Annotated in this window: 13 protein-coding genes and 1 pseudogene; 3 read left to right on the top strand and 11 right to left on the bottom strand. The window is 66.7% G+C overall.

Annotated features, from left to right (window positions below; translation table 11 throughout):
* Positions 1-20: 20 nt before the first annotated feature.
* The 11 genes and pseudogenes from PYR72_RS34075 to PYR72_RS34025 all read right to left on the bottom strand — a co-directional run bounded on the left by PYR72_RS34075 (position 21) and on the right by PYR72_RS34025 (position 12,770).
* Entirely contained in the window at positions 21-1,421 is a 1,401-nt protein-coding gene (locus PYR72_RS34075) for a glutamine synthetase family protein (RefSeq protein WP_275458855.1), read from the bottom strand.
* 134 nt (positions 1,422-1,555) lie between these two features.
* Positions 1,556-3,281 (bottom strand): annotated as a pseudogene (gene ltrA / locus PYR72_RS34070) (group II intron reverse transcriptase/maturase).
* A 675-nt stretch (positions 3,282-3,956) separates the two neighbouring features.
* Complete coding sequence (locus PYR72_RS34065; protein WP_275458854.1) at positions 3,957-5,486, bottom strand: amino acid permease; 1,530 nt, start codon at positions 5,484-5,486, stop codon at positions 3,957-3,959.
* A gap of 76 nt (positions 5,487-5,562) precedes the next feature.
* The gene (locus tag PYR72_RS34060; protein WP_275458853.1) at positions 5,563-6,567 is read right to left on the bottom strand and encodes a hypothetical protein; all 1,005 of its coding nucleotides are present in this window, start codon (positions 6,565-6,567) and stop codon (positions 5,563-5,565) included.
* Between the two features lie 212 nt (positions 6,568-6,779).
* On the bottom strand, positions 6,780-6,974 hold the full coding sequence (locus tag PYR72_RS34055; protein WP_275458852.1) for a hypothetical protein: 195 nt from the start codon (positions 6,972-6,974) through the stop codon (positions 6,780-6,782).
* Entirely contained in the window at positions 6,974-7,414 is a 441-nt protein-coding gene (locus PYR72_RS34050) for a hypothetical protein (RefSeq protein WP_275458851.1), read from the bottom strand. The genes PYR72_RS34055 and PYR72_RS34050 overlap by 1 nt, the downstream gene beginning before the upstream one ends.
* A 109-nt stretch (positions 7,415-7,523) precedes the next feature.
* Positions 7,524-8,762, bottom strand: coding sequence for a helix-turn-helix transcriptional regulator (locus tag PYR72_RS34045; RefSeq protein ID WP_275458850.1), 1,239 nt, complete (start codon positions 8,760-8,762; stop codon positions 7,524-7,526).
* A gap of 413 nt (positions 8,763-9,175) precedes the next feature.
* Positions 9,176-9,640 carry a GNAT family N-acetyltransferase gene (locus PYR72_RS34040; protein WP_275458849.1) on the bottom strand — a complete coding sequence of 155 codons (465 nt, stop codon included), beginning with the start codon at positions 9,638-9,640 and terminating at the stop codon, positions 9,176-9,178.
* Positions 9,641-9,806: 166 nt separating this feature from the next.
* Positions 9,807-10,274, bottom strand: a complete 468-nt coding sequence (locus PYR72_RS34035; RefSeq protein ID WP_275458848.1) for a PPC domain-containing DNA-binding protein — start codon at positions 10,272-10,274, stop codon at positions 9,807-9,809.
* A 33-nt stretch (positions 10,275-10,307) separates the two neighbouring features.
* Positions 10,308-11,306, bottom strand: a complete 999-nt coding sequence (locus tag PYR72_RS34030) for an asparaginase (RefSeq protein ID WP_275458847.1) — start codon at positions 11,304-11,306, stop codon at positions 10,308-10,310.
* 63 nt (positions 11,307-11,369) lie between these two features.
* Positions 11,370-12,770 carry a helix-turn-helix transcriptional regulator gene (locus tag PYR72_RS34025; RefSeq protein WP_275458846.1) on the bottom strand — a complete coding sequence of 467 codons (1,401 nt, stop codon included), beginning with the start codon at positions 12,768-12,770 and terminating at the stop codon, positions 11,370-11,372.
* Between the two features lie 611 nt (positions 12,771-13,381).
* On the opposite strand from PYR72_RS34025, the gene PYR72_RS34020 reads away from it, so the two are divergent.
* The 3 genes from PYR72_RS34020 to PYR72_RS34005 all read left to right on the top strand — a co-directional run bounded on the left by PYR72_RS34020 (position 13,382) and on the right by PYR72_RS34005 (position 15,784).
* Positions 13,382-13,798, top strand: a complete 417-nt coding sequence (locus PYR72_RS34020; protein WP_275458845.1) for a hypothetical protein — start codon at positions 13,382-13,384, stop codon at positions 13,796-13,798.
* A gap of 613 nt (positions 13,799-14,411) precedes the next feature.
* Positions 14,412-15,263, top strand: coding sequence for a hypothetical protein (locus PYR72_RS34010; protein ID WP_275458843.1), 852 nt, complete (start codon positions 14,412-14,414; stop codon positions 15,261-15,263).
* On the top strand, positions 15,260-15,784 hold the full coding sequence (locus tag PYR72_RS34005; RefSeq protein ID WP_343245547.1) for a GNAT family N-acetyltransferase: 525 nt from the start codon (positions 15,260-15,262) through the stop codon (positions 15,782-15,784). Before PYR72_RS34010 ends, PYR72_RS34005 begins: the two co-directional genes overlap by 4 nt.
* Positions 15,785-16,004 lie beyond the last annotated feature (220 nt).

The raw sequence follows: 16,004 nt of genomic DNA, 5'->3' as shown, positions 1-16,004 counted from the left end.
TTTCTGTGGGGCGGGGCGTGTCAGGCGCGAGCCAGCCATCGCTGCCGCTCGGTGTCGGTGACGAGGCACTCGTCGTGGGCGAGTTCCAGGCGGGCGAGATGGGCGTAGTGCTCGATCACCCCGGCGCCGAAGGCTTCCCGCGCGAAGACGCTGTTCTGGAAGGCGGTCAGAGCCGGTCCGAGGGTGGGCGGCACAGGGATTCCGCCTGCCCGGTAGGCGTTGCCGGTCGCTTCGGGAGCAAGGGCGAGCTTCCGCTCGAGACCGTGGTCAATGGCCGCCAGCACCGCCGACAGCGCCAGGTACGGGTTGGCGTCCGCGCCCGGCACACGGATCTCCAGGTGCAGCCCTTCACCGCGGCCGACGACGCGGACCGCGCAGGTGCGGTTGTCGCGGCCCCAGGTGAACGTGGTCGGCGCGAACGAGCCGGTCGTGAACCGCTTGTAGGAGTTGACGTTGGGCGCGTAGAACGGGCCCAACTCGGGCAGGCCGGCGAGCAGACCCGCGATGGCGTGCTGACCGATCTGGGACAGTCCGTACTCGCTGCCGGGCTCGTTGAGTTGGCTGATGGCCTTCGACCACAGCGAGACGTGCAGGTGCAGGCCGTTGGCTCGGTCGGTTTCCGGGGCCGCCATGAACGTGGGTGCCAGACCGGCGCGCAGACCCAGGGTGCGCACGGCGTGCTTGAAGAGTGGGTGCCGGTCGCAGGCGGTGAGCGCGCCACCGTACGGGAAGGTCACCTCGACCTGGCCAGGACCGGCCTCGGTCTTGATCGCTTCAACGGGCATCCCCGCGCCGGCGAGCGCCCGCTGAAGACGGCGCAGGAACCGGTCGGATACGGGGTCGTGATCGAGGGCGTAGTCCAGGTTCCCTGTCGTCAACGGCCGCAGGCCCTGGTAGTTGGCCTGTTCCGCGTCCTCGTACGTGCCCCTGTAGAGGACGAACTCGGTCTCGATCCCCGCCTTGGGGTGCAGGCCGTGCCGCGACAGCCGGGTCAGCTGCTGGTGGAGGATCTGGCGGGGCGCGATGTCGATCGGCGTTCCGTCGTGGTGGACGGCATCGCCGAGTACGACAACGGTGCGCGGCAGCCACGGCACGACGCTCAGAGTCGACAGGGCCGGTTGAACGGACAGGTCCTGGTAGCCGGTCTCCCACGAGGTCAGGGCGAAACCGTCCGCCGGGCTCATGTCGATGTCGGTGGCCAGGACGTAGGCGCACACCTCGGCACCGTGATGCGCGACGCGCTTGAGGAAGTGGTCCGCGTCGTAACGCTTCCCCTTCAGCCTCCCCTGCAGATCGGGGACGGCGAGCAGCACCGTGTCGATGGCGCCCGCCTTGACGAGGTTCCGCAGGTCGGACAGGGAGAATGCCTTCTCGGAGCGCCCGCCCTGCTCGGGGACGGACGCGGCAGCCAAGCGTGCCACGGTGCCGTTGCCGCTCGTGGTTCTCGTCAGTCGGGTAGCCGGAGCGCGTTTCCGCGCCCCGGCCCCCTCAGAACCGGACGTGCGGCTGTTCACCGCATCCGGCTCAAGCGGGCCCTGATGGCTACGTGAACTGGTCATGCTTGCGTGGCCTTCCTGTTATCGCCTGCGTGATGCTGGCGGTGGCATTCGGCGTGTACGAGGCGGAGGTTGGTTCTTTCATCCGAGCCGCCGTCCCGCCGATACATGAAGTGGTGCTTGTGCAGTGGCTTCATGGATGCCGAGAACCATGCAGCCCATTCACGCGGGCTGTCTGGTTCGTATTCGGCACCGGAGATCAAGGGCTGTTTACACAGCGGGCAGATCCCCTTCTGGCGGGCAGCCAGCGTGATCGACGTGCGGTCGATCGTTGCCGGGATATTCTTCTTTCGGCGGCTGGCCCAGTAGTCGGTCAGCGTCGGGTCGTCGACGGAGTTTCCTCCCTTGACGAGCACGTGCCGTTCGATCCGGGTCCAGTTGAACTTGTAGAGATAGGCACCAGAAACGCGGCTGCCAAATACCCAGTTGTCCATCCTGGTTGAATTGAACCGCCCGAAGTACCTCGCAACAGTCCAGTACCTGGGCTTCCTCGGGTGGCTGTGTTTCGCCCACTTGTAAGTGAGCAGCCACACATAGTCGTCCAAGGCGCTGAATATATCCTTGGACACCACCGTCCGGTAGTAGGTGGCCCATCCGCGGATGATCGGCCTGAGCTTGCGGATAACCGCGTCCGCGTTTGCTCCTCTCAGGGCAAGCATCTCATCTCGGAGCCTCTTCCGGATCCTCTTGACGGCATCCTTGCTCGGTTTGATGAGCAGTTTCCCGCTGTAGGAGCGCACGTTGAACCCGAGAAAGTCAAACCCTTCTTCGAGATGAACGACCTGAGTCTTCTCCTCATTGAAGAACAGCCCTCTCGGCTCCAGCCAGTTCGTCAATCTCTCTTTGGCTTGGTGTGCTTCCGCCTCGCTGTGACAGAGCACAACGAAGTCATCTGCGTACCGAACAAGCACCGGTGCGTCTCTGCGGCTCCAGGGCGTGGCGCCTTCGAGACAACCGACAGCCGTACTCATCCCGTGGAGGGCGATGTTGAGAAGCAGAGGGCTGATGACCCCACCTTGCGGGGTTCCCTCGCTTGTAGGCGAGAAGCGACCGCTGTCCATGACGCCGGCCCTTGAGCCAGCCACGAACCATGTCCTTTGCAGGAAAGGTTCCGATGACCGACAGCAGGTGGTCATGGTTGATGCGGTCGAAGGCCGCTGACAGGTCGGCGTCGAGGGCCCATCGCCTGCGCCCTCCGCTTTTTGCCACCAGATAGATCGTTTGGATGGCGTCCTGACAGCCCCGGCCGGGACGGAAGCCGTAACTCCGCGCCTCGAACCGGGCTTCCCACTCTGGTTCCAGAGCATTCTTCACCCGGGCCTGATGAGCCCGGTCCCGAATGACCGGGATTCCAATCGGGCGCTGCTTCCCGTTGCTCTTCGGGATGTACACCCGCCGGACTGGATGAGCCTTCACGCTGCTGGCGCCGGCAAGTAACTCCGATACCAACATTCCTCGCTCCTGCGGAGTGAGGGCAGTATGTCGGTCCACCCCGGGCGTCCGGCGGCCTGGGCTCAATTGGGTCACGCGCTTCACACTTACGAATGTGTTGGCGCGTGATCTCAGCATGAGCTTCTGCAAGTTACGGACCCTTTTCAGGTCCCCGTTCCGCGTAGCCGCGAAGATCCTCTGGCGCAGTCGTCGTACCGATGCTTCCGCTGGAGCCCAATCGATGTTGTTCCAGACGTTCGCATGGTCCACAGGTCCGTTCGCGTCGGTAGACATCGTGGCCTCAATTGTGCTCATCTCCGCCTCCCCTTAGCGTCTAACTTGCCCTGTGGTTCCGATTCTTGTGACAGGTCATCTTGCGGGCCTACCTGATCCGCGTGGGCTCCCTTTCGGGCCGGGATCGTTTCCCGTATCCGGCGAGTTATGCGAGGAGTTGAGGGGGCTCCCTGATTTCCTCTGGGCTTTCGCCCTACCGGCATTCGCTTCTCGGATCATCCTGTCCCGCTGGGGAGTTGAGCCATCGTTACCTCCGGCCTACCGGACGACGTCCGGACCCAAACGGGGTTTCCACGTTCCACTCCTTGAGATACGGCTGGGGTGGGCGCCCTCTTAATCCCGGGATCTGCGGTGTCCGCTTCCCTGTATCTGAGCTCAGGGGTCGCTTTGCGCTTTCCAGCGCCAGATCCTAAAGGTCGCCGATTCCGCCATCTGCGACCGCGAGGTAACGAGACATCATCAAGGGTTCACTTGCGTTCGCCCGTCCAGCCTTCCCCTGACCTGTGGCGTCCCGATGGCCGGGACCCCCTTGGGCTTTCCGCTCGGCTTCGCACCCCACCGTTACCGGTGACGCACGCGAACGTGGGGACGGACCTGGACACTGGTCCGGGATGATGCGCTGCGTTGCCTTTCCTCGCGCATCACCCACTCAGCGGGAGCGACTTCGTGTCGCACTCAGACGACCTCGTCTTCGTACGTGGCCGCCGAGCGGTCGAAGTTCTGGGCCGGCACTTCGTACGAGCTGCCCTGCTTCCGCCACCACGCCCAGGCCAGCGCGAGGACGACGAGCAGAGCGATCGGCGCGTAGTTGAAGGTCTCCACGGACACCAGGCCGCCGTCGGCGGGGCGCGTCTGCGGCAGACAGAACAGCACCGTCACGAACACCACCCAGAGAACGGCGATCGTGCCGACGGCCACGCCCCAGCTGCCGAGGTTCCAGGGGCCGGGCCGGAAGCGATCCCGGTTCTTGATGCGCAGGTAGATCGGGATCGCGTAGGCCGGGGTGATACCGACCACGTTGATACTGGTGATCGCCGCATACGCGACCGGGCTGTACAGGCTCGGCAGGGCCAGCACGGCTGCGCACACGACTGCCAGCAGCACGGCCATGCGCGGAGTGCCAGTACGGCGGTCGACCTGCCGCCACAGGTGCGAGCCCGGCAGCGCCCCGTCACGCGAGAACGCGAACACCATCCGACTGGCCGCGGCGGTCTCGGCGTTGCCACAGCACAACTGCGCGATGATCACCACCAGAAGCAGCGCCTTCGCCCCCGCCACACCCAGGGCATCCAGGAAAATCTGCGCCGGCGGCACCCCCGTCGCCGTGCCAAGGGTGCCCGCGTAGTCCTGGATCGCGAACGTGAGCCCAGCCAGCAGGACGAACCCGGCCAGCCACGACCAGCCGATCGCGTGGATGATCCCGCGAGATGCGGACACCTGGGCGTCAGTGGTCTCCTCCGACAGGTGCGCGGAGGCGTCGTAACCACAGAACGTGTACTGGGCCAGCAACAGACCGAGCACCGCCGCGTAGAGGGGGCTCCAGCCGGTGTTGTTGACGAACTCGCCGAACACGAAGTCCGAGGACTGGTGGTGGGAGGGGACGATCGCCAGAGCGCCGACGATCACCGTGACGCCGCCGAGGTGCCACCAGACGCTGATGCTGTTGAGGATGCTGACCAGCCGGACCCCGAACAGGTTCAGGGCGAGGTGTAGGGCGAGGATGCACAGGAAGATCACCATGATCTTGCCCGGCGTCGGCACGAATCCCCACTGCAGGTTGAACAGGGCGCCCGTGAACAGCGCGGCCCCGTAGTCGATGCCGGCGATCGCGCCGAGCAGGCCCAGCAGGTTCAGCCAGCCCGTGTACCAGCCCCACTTCCGCCCGCCGAGCTGCTCTGCCTGGTAGTACAGGGCCCCGGAGGTCGGATAGGCGGAGGTCACCTCGGCGAGGGCGGCGCCGATGAACATCACCATCGCCCCGACGACGAGCCAGCCCCACAGCATCACCGACGGGCCGCCGGTGTTCAGGCCGAAGCCGTACAGGGTCATACAGCCGGACAGGACGCTGATGACGCTGAAGGAGATCGCGAAGTTCCCGAACGGCCCCATGCGCCGGGTCAGCACGGGCTCGTAGCCGAGCTCCCGCAGGTATGCGTCATCGGGCTTCCGGGACAACGCGCGGTGGTTCGGACTCAAGCGAGACACAGGTCAGCCTCCAAGTTCAGAGAGAAACAAATGGGCAGGTTCATGCCAATGCGGCTTCATGGGAAACGGAATCCGGTTACGGGTGCGGCCCGGCGCGCGGCCCACGGGTACGGGCGTAGGAAAGGGACTCGGCGCGCGCTCGAAGGAGCAGCGCCTCACCCGGGTCTGGCCCTACGGCCCCTTCATGCACCGACGCCCACGGCTCGCGGGCCGCGTACGGGCCCATCGCCTCGAACACCTCGGCGGCTTCCAGATACTGGTGGCCGGCCCACAACGCGTAGGCAAGAAGGCTCAGGTCAGCCACTGAGCGCTGCTCGCCGTGCGTCTTGTGGAACCAGTCGTGGAAGGCGGTCAGCGTGTAGTCGAGCGTCGACTCCTGCGCCCACTGCCGCCGCCACAGCGGATCGGCGCGCGATCGCCGTCGCTGCTCGATCTGCGCGTACGCGGGGAGAAGCAGCAGAGACGATCCGACAGGCCGTTGCGAGGCGACGGACCGACCGAAGTCGAAGACCGCGGCCAGAGAGGCGCCCGGCGGGCCATCCAGGGAGAGCATGAACTGCAGCACCCGGTGGTAGGCCTCACGGTTGTACGGATCACGCCGGTTGACCTCGTACAACAGCCCCCACGGACCGCTGGGCAGCATCGGCTCGCCGGGGTTCACCCGGTGTTCCTGGCGCTGCTGCCGCGTGTCGATCTGCGCCAGAGCCAGGAGGCACACCCACGGCACGGGATCATGCGGCGCGCGACGAGCCGCCAGCAGCGCATCACGCCGAGCCCTGAACTCGAACTCCAGCGTCTGTGGATGCCGTTGTTTGTGCGCGCGCAACGCCCGCTCGACAGCCACGCGGGCACCCATCAACTGCGCGTCATAGCTGCCAGGCTCTTCGCCGAGCCACACGCCCACCACGTCCGACCGGGCGGCTGCCACCGCCAGCAGCTGGGTGCGTGACGTTCGCAGTGCCCAATGCGTGGCCGTACCCAGCAGCAGTTGCCGCGCCGTTCTCCAGCGGCCGGCCTGCAACTCAACCAGGGCCACGCCCAGGTCGTCGTCGTGGCCGGCGGGGTGATACACGAGGCGCATCAGAGTCCCTGCCCACGAACAGAGCGGTGGCGGAACGCGAGATCGAGGCTGCCCGTCGAATGTGTTCGAACCGTGCGAGGTGGCGTCGTGCTCTCTGGGTTGGACGTCGATGTCATCGAAGGCCTCAGGCAGGTTGGGGGGAATGGGTCCGCGCAGGGGGTGGCGTGCACCCACGCCTGGAGGCGGAAGGAGGGGTGACCGAGCCGGGCAGCCTAGAAACGAATCTGGCCGATCATGTCCGCGATGCTGGTCATGAATCGGTTGATGCTCGGGGCCATGGAGGTGCTCGCCAGGAAGAACCCGAAGAGCACGCAGACGATCGCGGGTCCGGGCTTCACCGACTTCCCGCGAATCAGAACGACCACGAGGATGCCGAGCACCAGGACGAGAGAGATGCTCAGAGCCATCAGAGGGCCGCTTCCTCCGCGGACCCCCGTCGCTCCCTACGAGCCTGGCTCAGCGCGCGGCGCAGAGCATCGGCCCGGGTCAGCGATCGCGGGGCTTGGGGGAAGACGTGCCAGTGCATCCCGGGAGGCGTCGTGCTCTCGGCGGACGGCACGACGACGTGGCACTTCTGCCCCAGCGCAACGGTCCCCGGCTCCTCCCAGCGGGCCGCGGTGCCCACCGGAACCAGGAAGTACAGCCGGGGCTCCGGACCCTCGTGATCCAGGATCACCGGGCCGACCGGCTCGCTACCCTCGCCGAGGATCTCGATCGCGCGCCGGCCCACGGCCTCCACGGCGCGTACGGCATCCCACCACTCGCCGGCCGAGCACAGCTCCGGCTCCTCGCCGATGGGCATCCAGCGCGGCGGGACCGCGCGAGCTGCGGGATTGTCGTCGGACATGGAAAAGGCCTCCTCACCACTGGGTGTGAGGAGACCATTCCATTCAGCAAGCTATTGTGCGCGGACAGACTGTCCGTGGGGTTCGCTCACCAAAGCCCTTGACACAAGCTCAGGTTGTGCTAAGTCCCGTCCAACTGCCGAACGCAGACAGCTCGTTGGAAGGATGGGAGTCCATCCTGAGCAGCGCCGCAGTCGTCTCACGGACGGACGGGTGGAACCGCGTGTGGTTCGGCGCGACCTTCCGCGCACGCTTGAGATCCGCGAAGGCACCGGGCCGATCGCCCACGGCGAGCTTCGCGGAGGCCACGTCGATGAAGTGGTGGCTCGACCGTTCGCCGACGGTCGTACTGGGCGGCGCCCACTCGCCGCCGGAAACCGGAGACCACTCGGTGAGGCGGGCGAGGGCCTGCTCGGTGTCACCCATGTCGATCATCGCGTGCACCTCGTGGATGCGGATGTTCGTCGGGCCGAACGACATCTCGTAGGCCAGGGAGTCTCGGTTGCCTGCCATGCCCGCGACCTGCTCCGCCTCCCGGAGGTAGTCGTCAGCGCGATCGGAGTTGTTCTCACGGGCTTCGAGAACGGCCAGCTTCAACAGCAGCGCGCCGTCGACGGCAAGCGCGTCCTGCGTGAAGGAGCGTTCCGGCTGGAACCGCTCCAGCTCGGTTCGCAGCGCGAGGAGCTTGCGACGTGCCGGCGAGTACGCGCCCTGGCGGAGCATCGCTCCCGCGACGAGGTATCCGGCCGTGAACTGCATCAGGGGGTCGCCGGAGCGGTCGGCGGCCCAACGGACGCGTTCCAGCGCCGTGTTCGACAGGTCGTGATGACCCATCTTGTGGGCCAGGGAGTTCACGGCACGATAGGCGCGCGCCAGGTGCCAGAACGCCTTGCTCTGGTCGCCGTTGCCGCCGCCAAGGGCTACGTGCGTCAACTCGGTGATGATCGGCGGCAGCAGGGGGCCCATCGGCGCGTAGCGGGCGTCACGGCGCAGGGCCGCCACCTGGTCGACTTCCGAGGCGAGCACGGGAAGCGCACGGGGTGCGATCTCCAGGTCGTCAGGGCTGTCGTAGCAGAGCAGGAGGCGGCGAAGTTCAGGGATGACGGCGTGGACGCCGTCTTCGGCTTCCGGCTCACCGTAGTAGGGCTGGCCGGTCAGGACCTCGGGGCCGAAGCGCAGCGCCTTCGCGAGTGCCAGCACCAGCGACGGTGAAGCCTTCCGCGCACCGGACTCCAACTTCTGCACGTAGCTCGGGGAGACTGCGACCTTCTGTGCCAGTTGAGCGGCAGACAGCTTCCGTGTCCTGCGTGCTGTACGGAGACGATCTCCCAGCGTCAGGTTTTCACTCATCGGTGGATCTGTCCCTTCGCGATGGAGCACTCGCCTCAGGGTACGGAAAACGCCCTAACGCGCGCCCCTAGTCACCAAGTGTTAACGGAGCTGACAGCGGGGCGGCTAAGGAGGAAGCCCCTTGGTATCGCGTCCGAGACACCCAACACGGTTTAGAAAACTTCGCAAAAACGGCAAGGTGGGGTGAAATGGTCCAGATTTGAGGGTCATTGCGTCTCGGTCGTCAAGAGCTTGGGGAACAACTACTTACGGACAGATTGTCCGCGCTTCTCTTCGACTGCCGCGATCGACAAGCCGCATCCGTTACGGATAGTGCTCACGTACTTCGCGTGACGGGACTACTGAATGTGTTGCCTCATGTCTTTGGCCGACCGTCCTCTGAACCCTGGACGCCAGGGACAACATCGCGTGAATCAGGTGACGGCCCGGCGATAGATCTGCCGGGAACCGCCTTCCGGCCCTGGACCGACAGCCTCGGCAGGGGTGAAGCCGAGTCGCTCGTAGAAGACACGCGCGCCGCTGACGAAAGCGCCGGGGTGTTCTGCGCCGAAAGTGACGACCTCAATGGTGCCCGAACCCTGCACCCACCTACGCATCGCGTCCGACATCAGTGCACGACCGACACCCTTCTCTCGTGCCTGCTCCGAGACGACAAGCCAGTGAACTCTGTAGGTCGATGCCTTCGCTCCGAACAGCAGCCCGCCGAGGAGATCCGGCCCCGAGGAAACAGCGACGAGCGCCGTGGACCGACGCATGCGCTTGCGCACAGCGTCATGGAAGCCGACTTCCTCGACCATCGGATCGAACCAATGCTCAACCTGGGCCGCCAGGCCAAGGAAGCCAGGGAAGTCTTCATCTCCCGCGAGTCTGACGATCATCCGAGCAGTCTGACAGGAACGAGGCGAACGGTGCATGATGCGGCACCAGATGCTGGCAGGTCACGCCCTTCTACGGCAGCCGACTCCGCACCGAGCTCGACCTCGGCGAGTCCATGCGTGTGCTCGCCGTCGTCCGTGATCACGACCTTGTCTATCCACGAGGGCATCACTCCGGAGCGCCGAAAGTGAGTAGTGGCACGTCGTACAGTTCAGGGTTTCGAGGCCGGGTCATGGACGGTGAGATCACTTCAACGACGAGGAGCTCGCTGAGGAACTGGACCTTGGCGCTCAGGAGGTGACTGGTACGGCCGTCGGCCGACTGTGCCTTCAGCCCGGCGGAGACGTGGATGTGCGGCAGGATGCCTCCCGTCTCCGGATCGTGGGCGATTGTCCCAGCACCGAAGGCTTCGACGTTGGTGACGTACGTCTTGGCCCAGACCGGGGCGTCCGGGTCTTCGAGTTTCTCGCAGGCGCCGACGATCTCGGCTTCGGCGAACGCACCGATGAACGAGGGAATGTAGCCCTGCCGCACTCCTTGGTCACGGCAGAACGCGGAGAGCGCGTCGAAGAAGTCCTCGCCGTGGTCGAAGGTGACGCCGAACGTCCGGCCGGTGGTCAGTTCATGGGCACGCATGCGGGTCCTCTCGGGCGTGGCTGACGTGCGGAATCAGCGCGCGAAAACGGCGAACTTCTCAGCGATGCTCTCGCGGGCCACGTCCTGGGCAAGCAAGGCCTGGAGCAGGAGGCGGGCCTGGTACGGGCCGAGGTCGCCGGCCGGGATGAGCCCCCGGCTGATCAAGTCCTTCTCCGACCCCGGGAATCCGTATGTTCCGGTCAGGACCGGGCCGTTGCCGATGCGCGAGGCGAGGACCACGGGAATGCGTACGGCGAGCCGTTCGAGACTCTCGACGAGTCGCTGTGGGACGTGTCCCACGCCGAAGGCGGCGACGACGAGCCCGTCGCACTGGCCGGACCAGGCTTCGAGCAGCGTGCCGTCGTCACCGAGGCTGACCGTGTAAAGGCCCACGCGTGTGTCACGGACGGCCGCTGCCAGGGGAACGAATCGTTCGGGCAGCGGGGAGGCCAGCCGTACCCGGTCCTCCGCGATCCGGCCGACGGGTCCGGCGCCGGGTGACGCGAAGGCGGCAGGGCTGGTGGTGTGGGCCTTGCGGACATGCCGTGCCGCGTGGATCTCGTCATTCAGGACGACCAGCACCCCGGCTCCGCGCAGCTGCGGGTCGGCTGCCGCGACAACGGCCGCGTACAGGTTGGCCGGTCCGTCAGGGCCGGCCATGGTGGGGTTGCGCATGGCGCCGGTAACGACGACCGGCTGGTTGTGACCGTGGCGGAGGTCGAGGAAGAACGCCGTCTCCTCAATGGTGTCGGTGCCCTGTGTGATCACGATCCCGTCGACGTCGCCGCCGTCGAGGACCTTGTCGATCTCGGTACCGAGCTCCGTGAGGTCGTCGAAGGTGAGCGAGGCACCGGGCACCCGGCGAAAGTCGTGCACACGTAGGTCAATGCCGTGACCATCCAGGCCGGGGACAGCCGCCAGAAGGTCATGGGCGGAGAGAGCCGGCACGACTCCCCCGGTCGCGGGGTCTGTGGTCATGGCGATGGTGCCGCCGAGAGAGTAGACAGCCACCGTTCGTTTCACGCCTGCCATCGCCCCAACTTCCGATCCACGCAGCCTGGTTGGATCTCGTCCTCGGAGATCTTTCCGTGCAGGCTATCGGGTCGCTCCCACAGGGTCACCGGCCTCGGACCGCAACTCGGCCGCCACGTACGCGCAGGCCCGGTCCAAGGCATCAAGGCTGAGATGGCGGCTTCGTGGCCGGGCGAGGCCGGTGGTTCCCACAGCGACAAGCTGCCCGCAGCGGTGAGTCAACCACTCCCGGTCAAGGCCGAGATAGTCCGAAGTCGCCGCCAGGCGCTCCCCGGAGGTCGATCCCATGGTGACGCTATGTGCTCGGGCGTGGCCCGTGATGCCCGCGAAGGCCCGCAGGGAACGGGCCCCGGAAGTCAGAGCGGTCTGGGGCGCGGATTCAGCGCGTACCCAGGTCGCTATGGCAGCCCGGTGACCAGGAACGAGCGCGAAGCCCTCCGTCTGCTGGAGGTCCGCCTCGTCGGTCACCCAGGTCGTGATGCCGTACGACTCCATCAGCGCGATCGCGAGGAACAGCAACACGCGCTCGTACATGGGCGAGGCGGCGACCTCTTGGTGGGGAACGCAGAAAGCTCGCCCGACACCGTCGTGTGCTCGTGCGGGAGCCATCAGCTCAAGGTAGCGGTGCTTGTGCTCGAAGAGCAGCCAGGTCGCGGCTTCCTCCCCTCGCTGTTCGCGGGTCCAGAAGACCGGATCGCCGGCCAGCTCGTCGCGCTGGTCGAGGATGAACCGGGCGCATGCCCGCGAGCCGACGAGCATCTGGGAACCGTCGGTGAGGCCGTCGAGAGTGACCGACTGACGGCCTCCCGACAAGTCCTGTGACGGAAGGTCCAGTTCTCCGTAAAGCGCAGCGTCGTCGCCAAGGATGGCGGAGTCGAACCCTGCCGCAGCCCAGAGGATCCCCAAGGTGAAGTCGTCGAACTCGTAGGCCATGGGAATGGCGAAGTGGCTTCCGGCTTCGTCACGGACGCCCCCGCGCGCGTCCGTGACGAAGTACCGCTGTGTCCCGTCTCCGCTGTGGTGCACGGCGAGCAGGGCCCTGAGCGGCATCCGACTCCATGCCTCGGCCTCCCCGCTCGACGCGAGAAGCAGAGCGTCGCCCTGTAAGGAGGCAACTGGCCCTGTCAGCGTGGGAAGCGCCGTAGGCGGCAGGTTCCGCCCGGCGGGCAGCAGGAGTTGCCCGTGTCCGTCAGGAAGCGTGAGGTGGTTGCCCAGGCTGTCCGCCATCGGCGACGGCCGGTCGACGTCGGGTAACGGTCCCAGGAGGCCGTCAGGCACCCCAAGGGCCTCGCTCCACTGTGCGAGCTGGCGACGGTCACGGATCTTCTTCCGGCCGCGCTCCAGCCGGCTCACTTCGGCTTGGTCGATGTTGACGAGCCGGGCGACCGCTGCCTGTGAGAGGCCGGTGTGTTGCCGGAAGAGCCGCACGACCACCCCGAGATCCCAGGCACGGATCGCTGCCACGACTGCGGGTTCCGCCCAGAACTCACGTCCGACTCGGGGTACTGCACCGCCCCTCTGGCAGGGCCCACACCGCGGTCCTACGTTGAATCGGCTGAGCGTCGCACGGCACGTCGAACAGTGCCGCTCCACCCCGCGAGCCATCCCGGTCTCACCCCTAGGTGATCAGGCGTATCCCCCAGCTGCCGAACTTTTCACAGGACTACTTTGCCGCGTCGGCCGATCACCCAAACACCGCAGCGGAAGCTCGGTAGCAAGGTGGCCGATCCCTTGAAAGCCCATCTTCGGGTTCCTGAACGGGCCCTCAACTGCACGCCGAATGCGCGCAGTTGGTTCGCCGCTCATAGCACAGCATGCTGATCCGTCAACTCTCCTCGCTCCGGAAACCTGCGGACAACCTGTCCGCTCACGATGTGTGCGAACTGGAAGGGTCTCCACCACGAGATGCCGGTCATCCGAGAGCCCCAGACCTGACCGGTCGGCGCAGCCGCGCGGGGCCCGTCGAGTTTCCGCGACCAACTGCCCGGCGGGCGCCAACCGGCCTCGGGAGTCAGTCCCGAGGGATTCCCGGTACTCGTTCCAAGATCGCTTCCGCCAGATGAGAGGAGTTCAGCGTGACCGCTGTCCAGACCCCCGAGAGGACCGAGCTGGGCAAGTTCTTCCAGGTCTCGGTCCGGCAGTTCGACGCTGGCCAGGTCGCCCCCGAGATGTTCTCGGCCGCCATCGACGCCGAGTGGCACCAGCTCCTGGACAAGCCCGAGTACGCGGAGTTCTGCGCGCAGAGCGCCGGCCGGCTGATCAACCACGTGGAGAACACCGGCTACGGCCGGATCTCCTGGGTCGACGCCTACGTGGAGACGTTCGGCCCGCTGCCCGAGGTGTGGTTCACCGGCGCGGACGGGCTGCTCGACCAGCGAGCCATGGCGCGCTACCGCGAGACCGGCGAGGTGTGGGCGGAGTGGGACTGCAGCCCCATCCCGGGCGACGGCGGCGACGTCGCACCGAAGATCTCGGCACTCGCGGCCGGATGACGACCGGCCCTCTGACCGGAGCGTCCTGGTCCCGTGCCAGGGCGCTCCGCCTGGTCGAGGCACGTACCACGGCTCCGCGGACCGTGGATATCACGGGCTACATCGACCGTGTGTCCGCGCACTGCCCCTACCTCGTGCCTTCCCTTCGACACGGTCTGACGGCCTGGACGGTGTACGAGATCGCAAGCAGCGATCCCGAGTCCGTGGAAGCTGGTCTGTTCCATGCGGGAGTGCAGGCCGCGGAGTGGGTTCGTCCACTCGCGTCTCGCCCGAGAGGCGCTCTCGTCTGTGAGAACGTCGTCATCCTGGGGGACGTCCAAGGAGTCGAACACCGTGAGTTGATGGCGTGGCCGCACTGGGCACTGAAGAACCTGTACGGCCCTGTGGGTGTCATGTTCGGGAAGTTCCAGGGAGGCGAGCAGCGGCTCGACAGATCAAGCCGCCCGATCCCGCCTCCCCCGTGTTCGTTCCTCCCTGTTCGCCCCGCCGTGAGAGCCCGCGACCCTCAGTTCCTGAAGGACACCCCTGATCTCGCGGATGCCCTCTCGGTCGCGGTAGACGATGGGAGCGATGTCCTTGAGCGAATCCCACACGATTGGCAGGCGGTAAAGGCATGGTCGCGTTCCCTCCCTGTCCCCCCGAAGCCCTCGCAGCCGCAGAAGCCGCCTGCGGCGGCACTGTCGACCTGAAGGAGCTGACCAACCGGCGTGGCTCCGCGGTCTGGAAGGCCGCCGGCCCCGAGGGCACGGTCGCGGTGAAAATCGGATACGACGACGGTGTGGCCGCCACTCTGCGAGAGGCAACCACCCTGGTGGCCATGGGCGTTGCCGAATACGAGGCGGTCTCCGGTTCGTACGACGGCGGCTCGTGGCTCGTCACACCCTGGTTCACCGGCCCCTCCACCTGGGCGGTCTTCACCCCCGCTCGCGAGGGCGCTGGCGGACGTGAGGCCGCTCTCCGAGGTGGCGCTGACCTGTGCCGGTCGGTCGCCGACCTGCACGCCTCTGGATGGATCCACGCCGACCTCCAGCCTTCCCACGGCATCCACACCCCGGCGGGCGTCCGCCTGATCGACTTCGCCTGGTCCTGGCGTGAGGGCGAGGAGCCGGTCAGCGGCTTCAGCGGTGGCATCGTGCATCTCATGGCGCCGGAACTCGCTGCCGCCGTCGCACGCGGAGACGGTCCGGTGACACCGACGCGCGCCAGCGACACGTACGCCCTCGCTGGTGTCCTGTGGACGTGCGCCTCGGGAGGCTGGCCGCTCGACTACAGGGCCGCGGGTATCGACCGGAAGGCCGCGGGCCCCGACGGGGTTCGAGACGCGATCGCCACTGGCCGTCTGCCGTTCGCACCGGCAGTGTGGCCCGAGCTCCAGGACGCCCTCCGGCCCGCGCTGGCTGCCGTACCCGAGGACAGGCCCACGGCCGGTGAGCTGGCGGAGCTTCTGCTCAAGGTCGAGCCGTGATCTCGCTCCGCGAGGTGACCCTGACCGACGCACCAGCGGTCCGCCGCATCTACAGCGCCGCTTCCGTGAGGTACCTGCCGCGAGCGCCCCTGACCGCTGAGAGCGCTGCCGCTTGGGTGACCGATCGCATCGCCGAGAGTCGTGCGACGCCGCGGATGCTGTACTGCTTCGGCATCGATCACGCTGACGACCTGGTCGGCGTGATCAAGCTGCGCCGCGCCCGTACCTCGGCGGCGCTCAGCTACATCCTTCGAGACGACGCATGGGGTCACGGGTACGCCACCACGGCGGTGGCGCTCGTGCTCGACTTCGCCTCCGCCACGCTCGGCCTGGCCTCCGTTGACGCCAAGCACCACCCCGACAACCACGCTTCCGGGTGGGTGCTGATCAAGTCCGGATTCACCCGCACCGGCCGCTCCGCGGAGGCCATCACGTACATGAGGAACCTCGCCCCGGGGGCCAGGAGCACGGTCCGCACGCGCGAACGGTTGTCGGACGGGGCGACGGCAGCACGCTCATAAACACTCATAAGCAGGAGGGCTGTTCACCGTCATTGTGGAGTGCGGGCCGACCGCGCGTGCTCCGCATCTCGCGGTGGCTCCCCATGGAGGTGAAGCCGTGCGTAGGCAAGGGACCACGTCTGGCAAGGGCCGGATGATGACCTTGACACTCAACACCAGGCAGTCCACACGGACGCCTCGGCTCCGGTGCTCTCTGGCGGCCGAACCGGTCGCTGCCGGC

This window comes from Streptomyces sp. VNUA24, assembly GCF_029167005.1.
Lineage (GTDB): Bacteria > Actinomycetota > Actinomycetes > Streptomycetales > Streptomycetaceae > Streptomyces > Streptomyces scabiei.
This window is presented reverse-complemented; position numbering and strand designations above follow the sequence as displayed.

Coding starts and splice junctions, on each gene's coding strand:
- PYR72_RS34060 (WP_275458853.1), bottom strand. CDS start 6,567: ATGCGCCTCGTGTATCACCCCGCCGGCCACGACGACGACCTGGGCGTG.
- PYR72_RS34055 (WP_275458852.1), bottom strand. CDS start 6,974: ATGGCTCTGAGCATCTCTCTCGTCCTGGTGCTCGGCATCCTCGTGGTC.
- PYR72_RS34050 (WP_275458851.1), bottom strand. CDS start 7,414: ATGTCCGACGACAATCCCGCAGCTCGCGCGGTCCCGCCGCGCTGGATG.
- PYR72_RS34045 (WP_275458850.1), bottom strand. CDS start 8,762: ATGAGTGAAAACCTGACGCTGGGAGATCGTCTCCGTACAGCACGCAGG.
- PYR72_RS34040 (WP_275458849.1), bottom strand. CDS start 9,640: ATGATCGTCAGACTCGCGGGAGATGAAGACTTCCCTGGCTTCCTTGGC.
- PYR72_RS34035 (WP_275458848.1), bottom strand. CDS start 10,274: ATGCGTGCCCATGAACTGACCACCGGCCGGACGTTCGGCGTCACCTTC.
- PYR72_RS34030 (WP_275458847.1), bottom strand. CDS start 11,306: ATGGCAGGCGTGAAACGAACGGTGGCTGTCTACTCTCTCGGCGGCACC.
- PYR72_RS34010 (WP_275458843.1), top strand. CDS start 14,412: ATGGTCGCGTTCCCTCCCTGTCCCCCCGAAGCCCTCGCAGCCGCAGAA.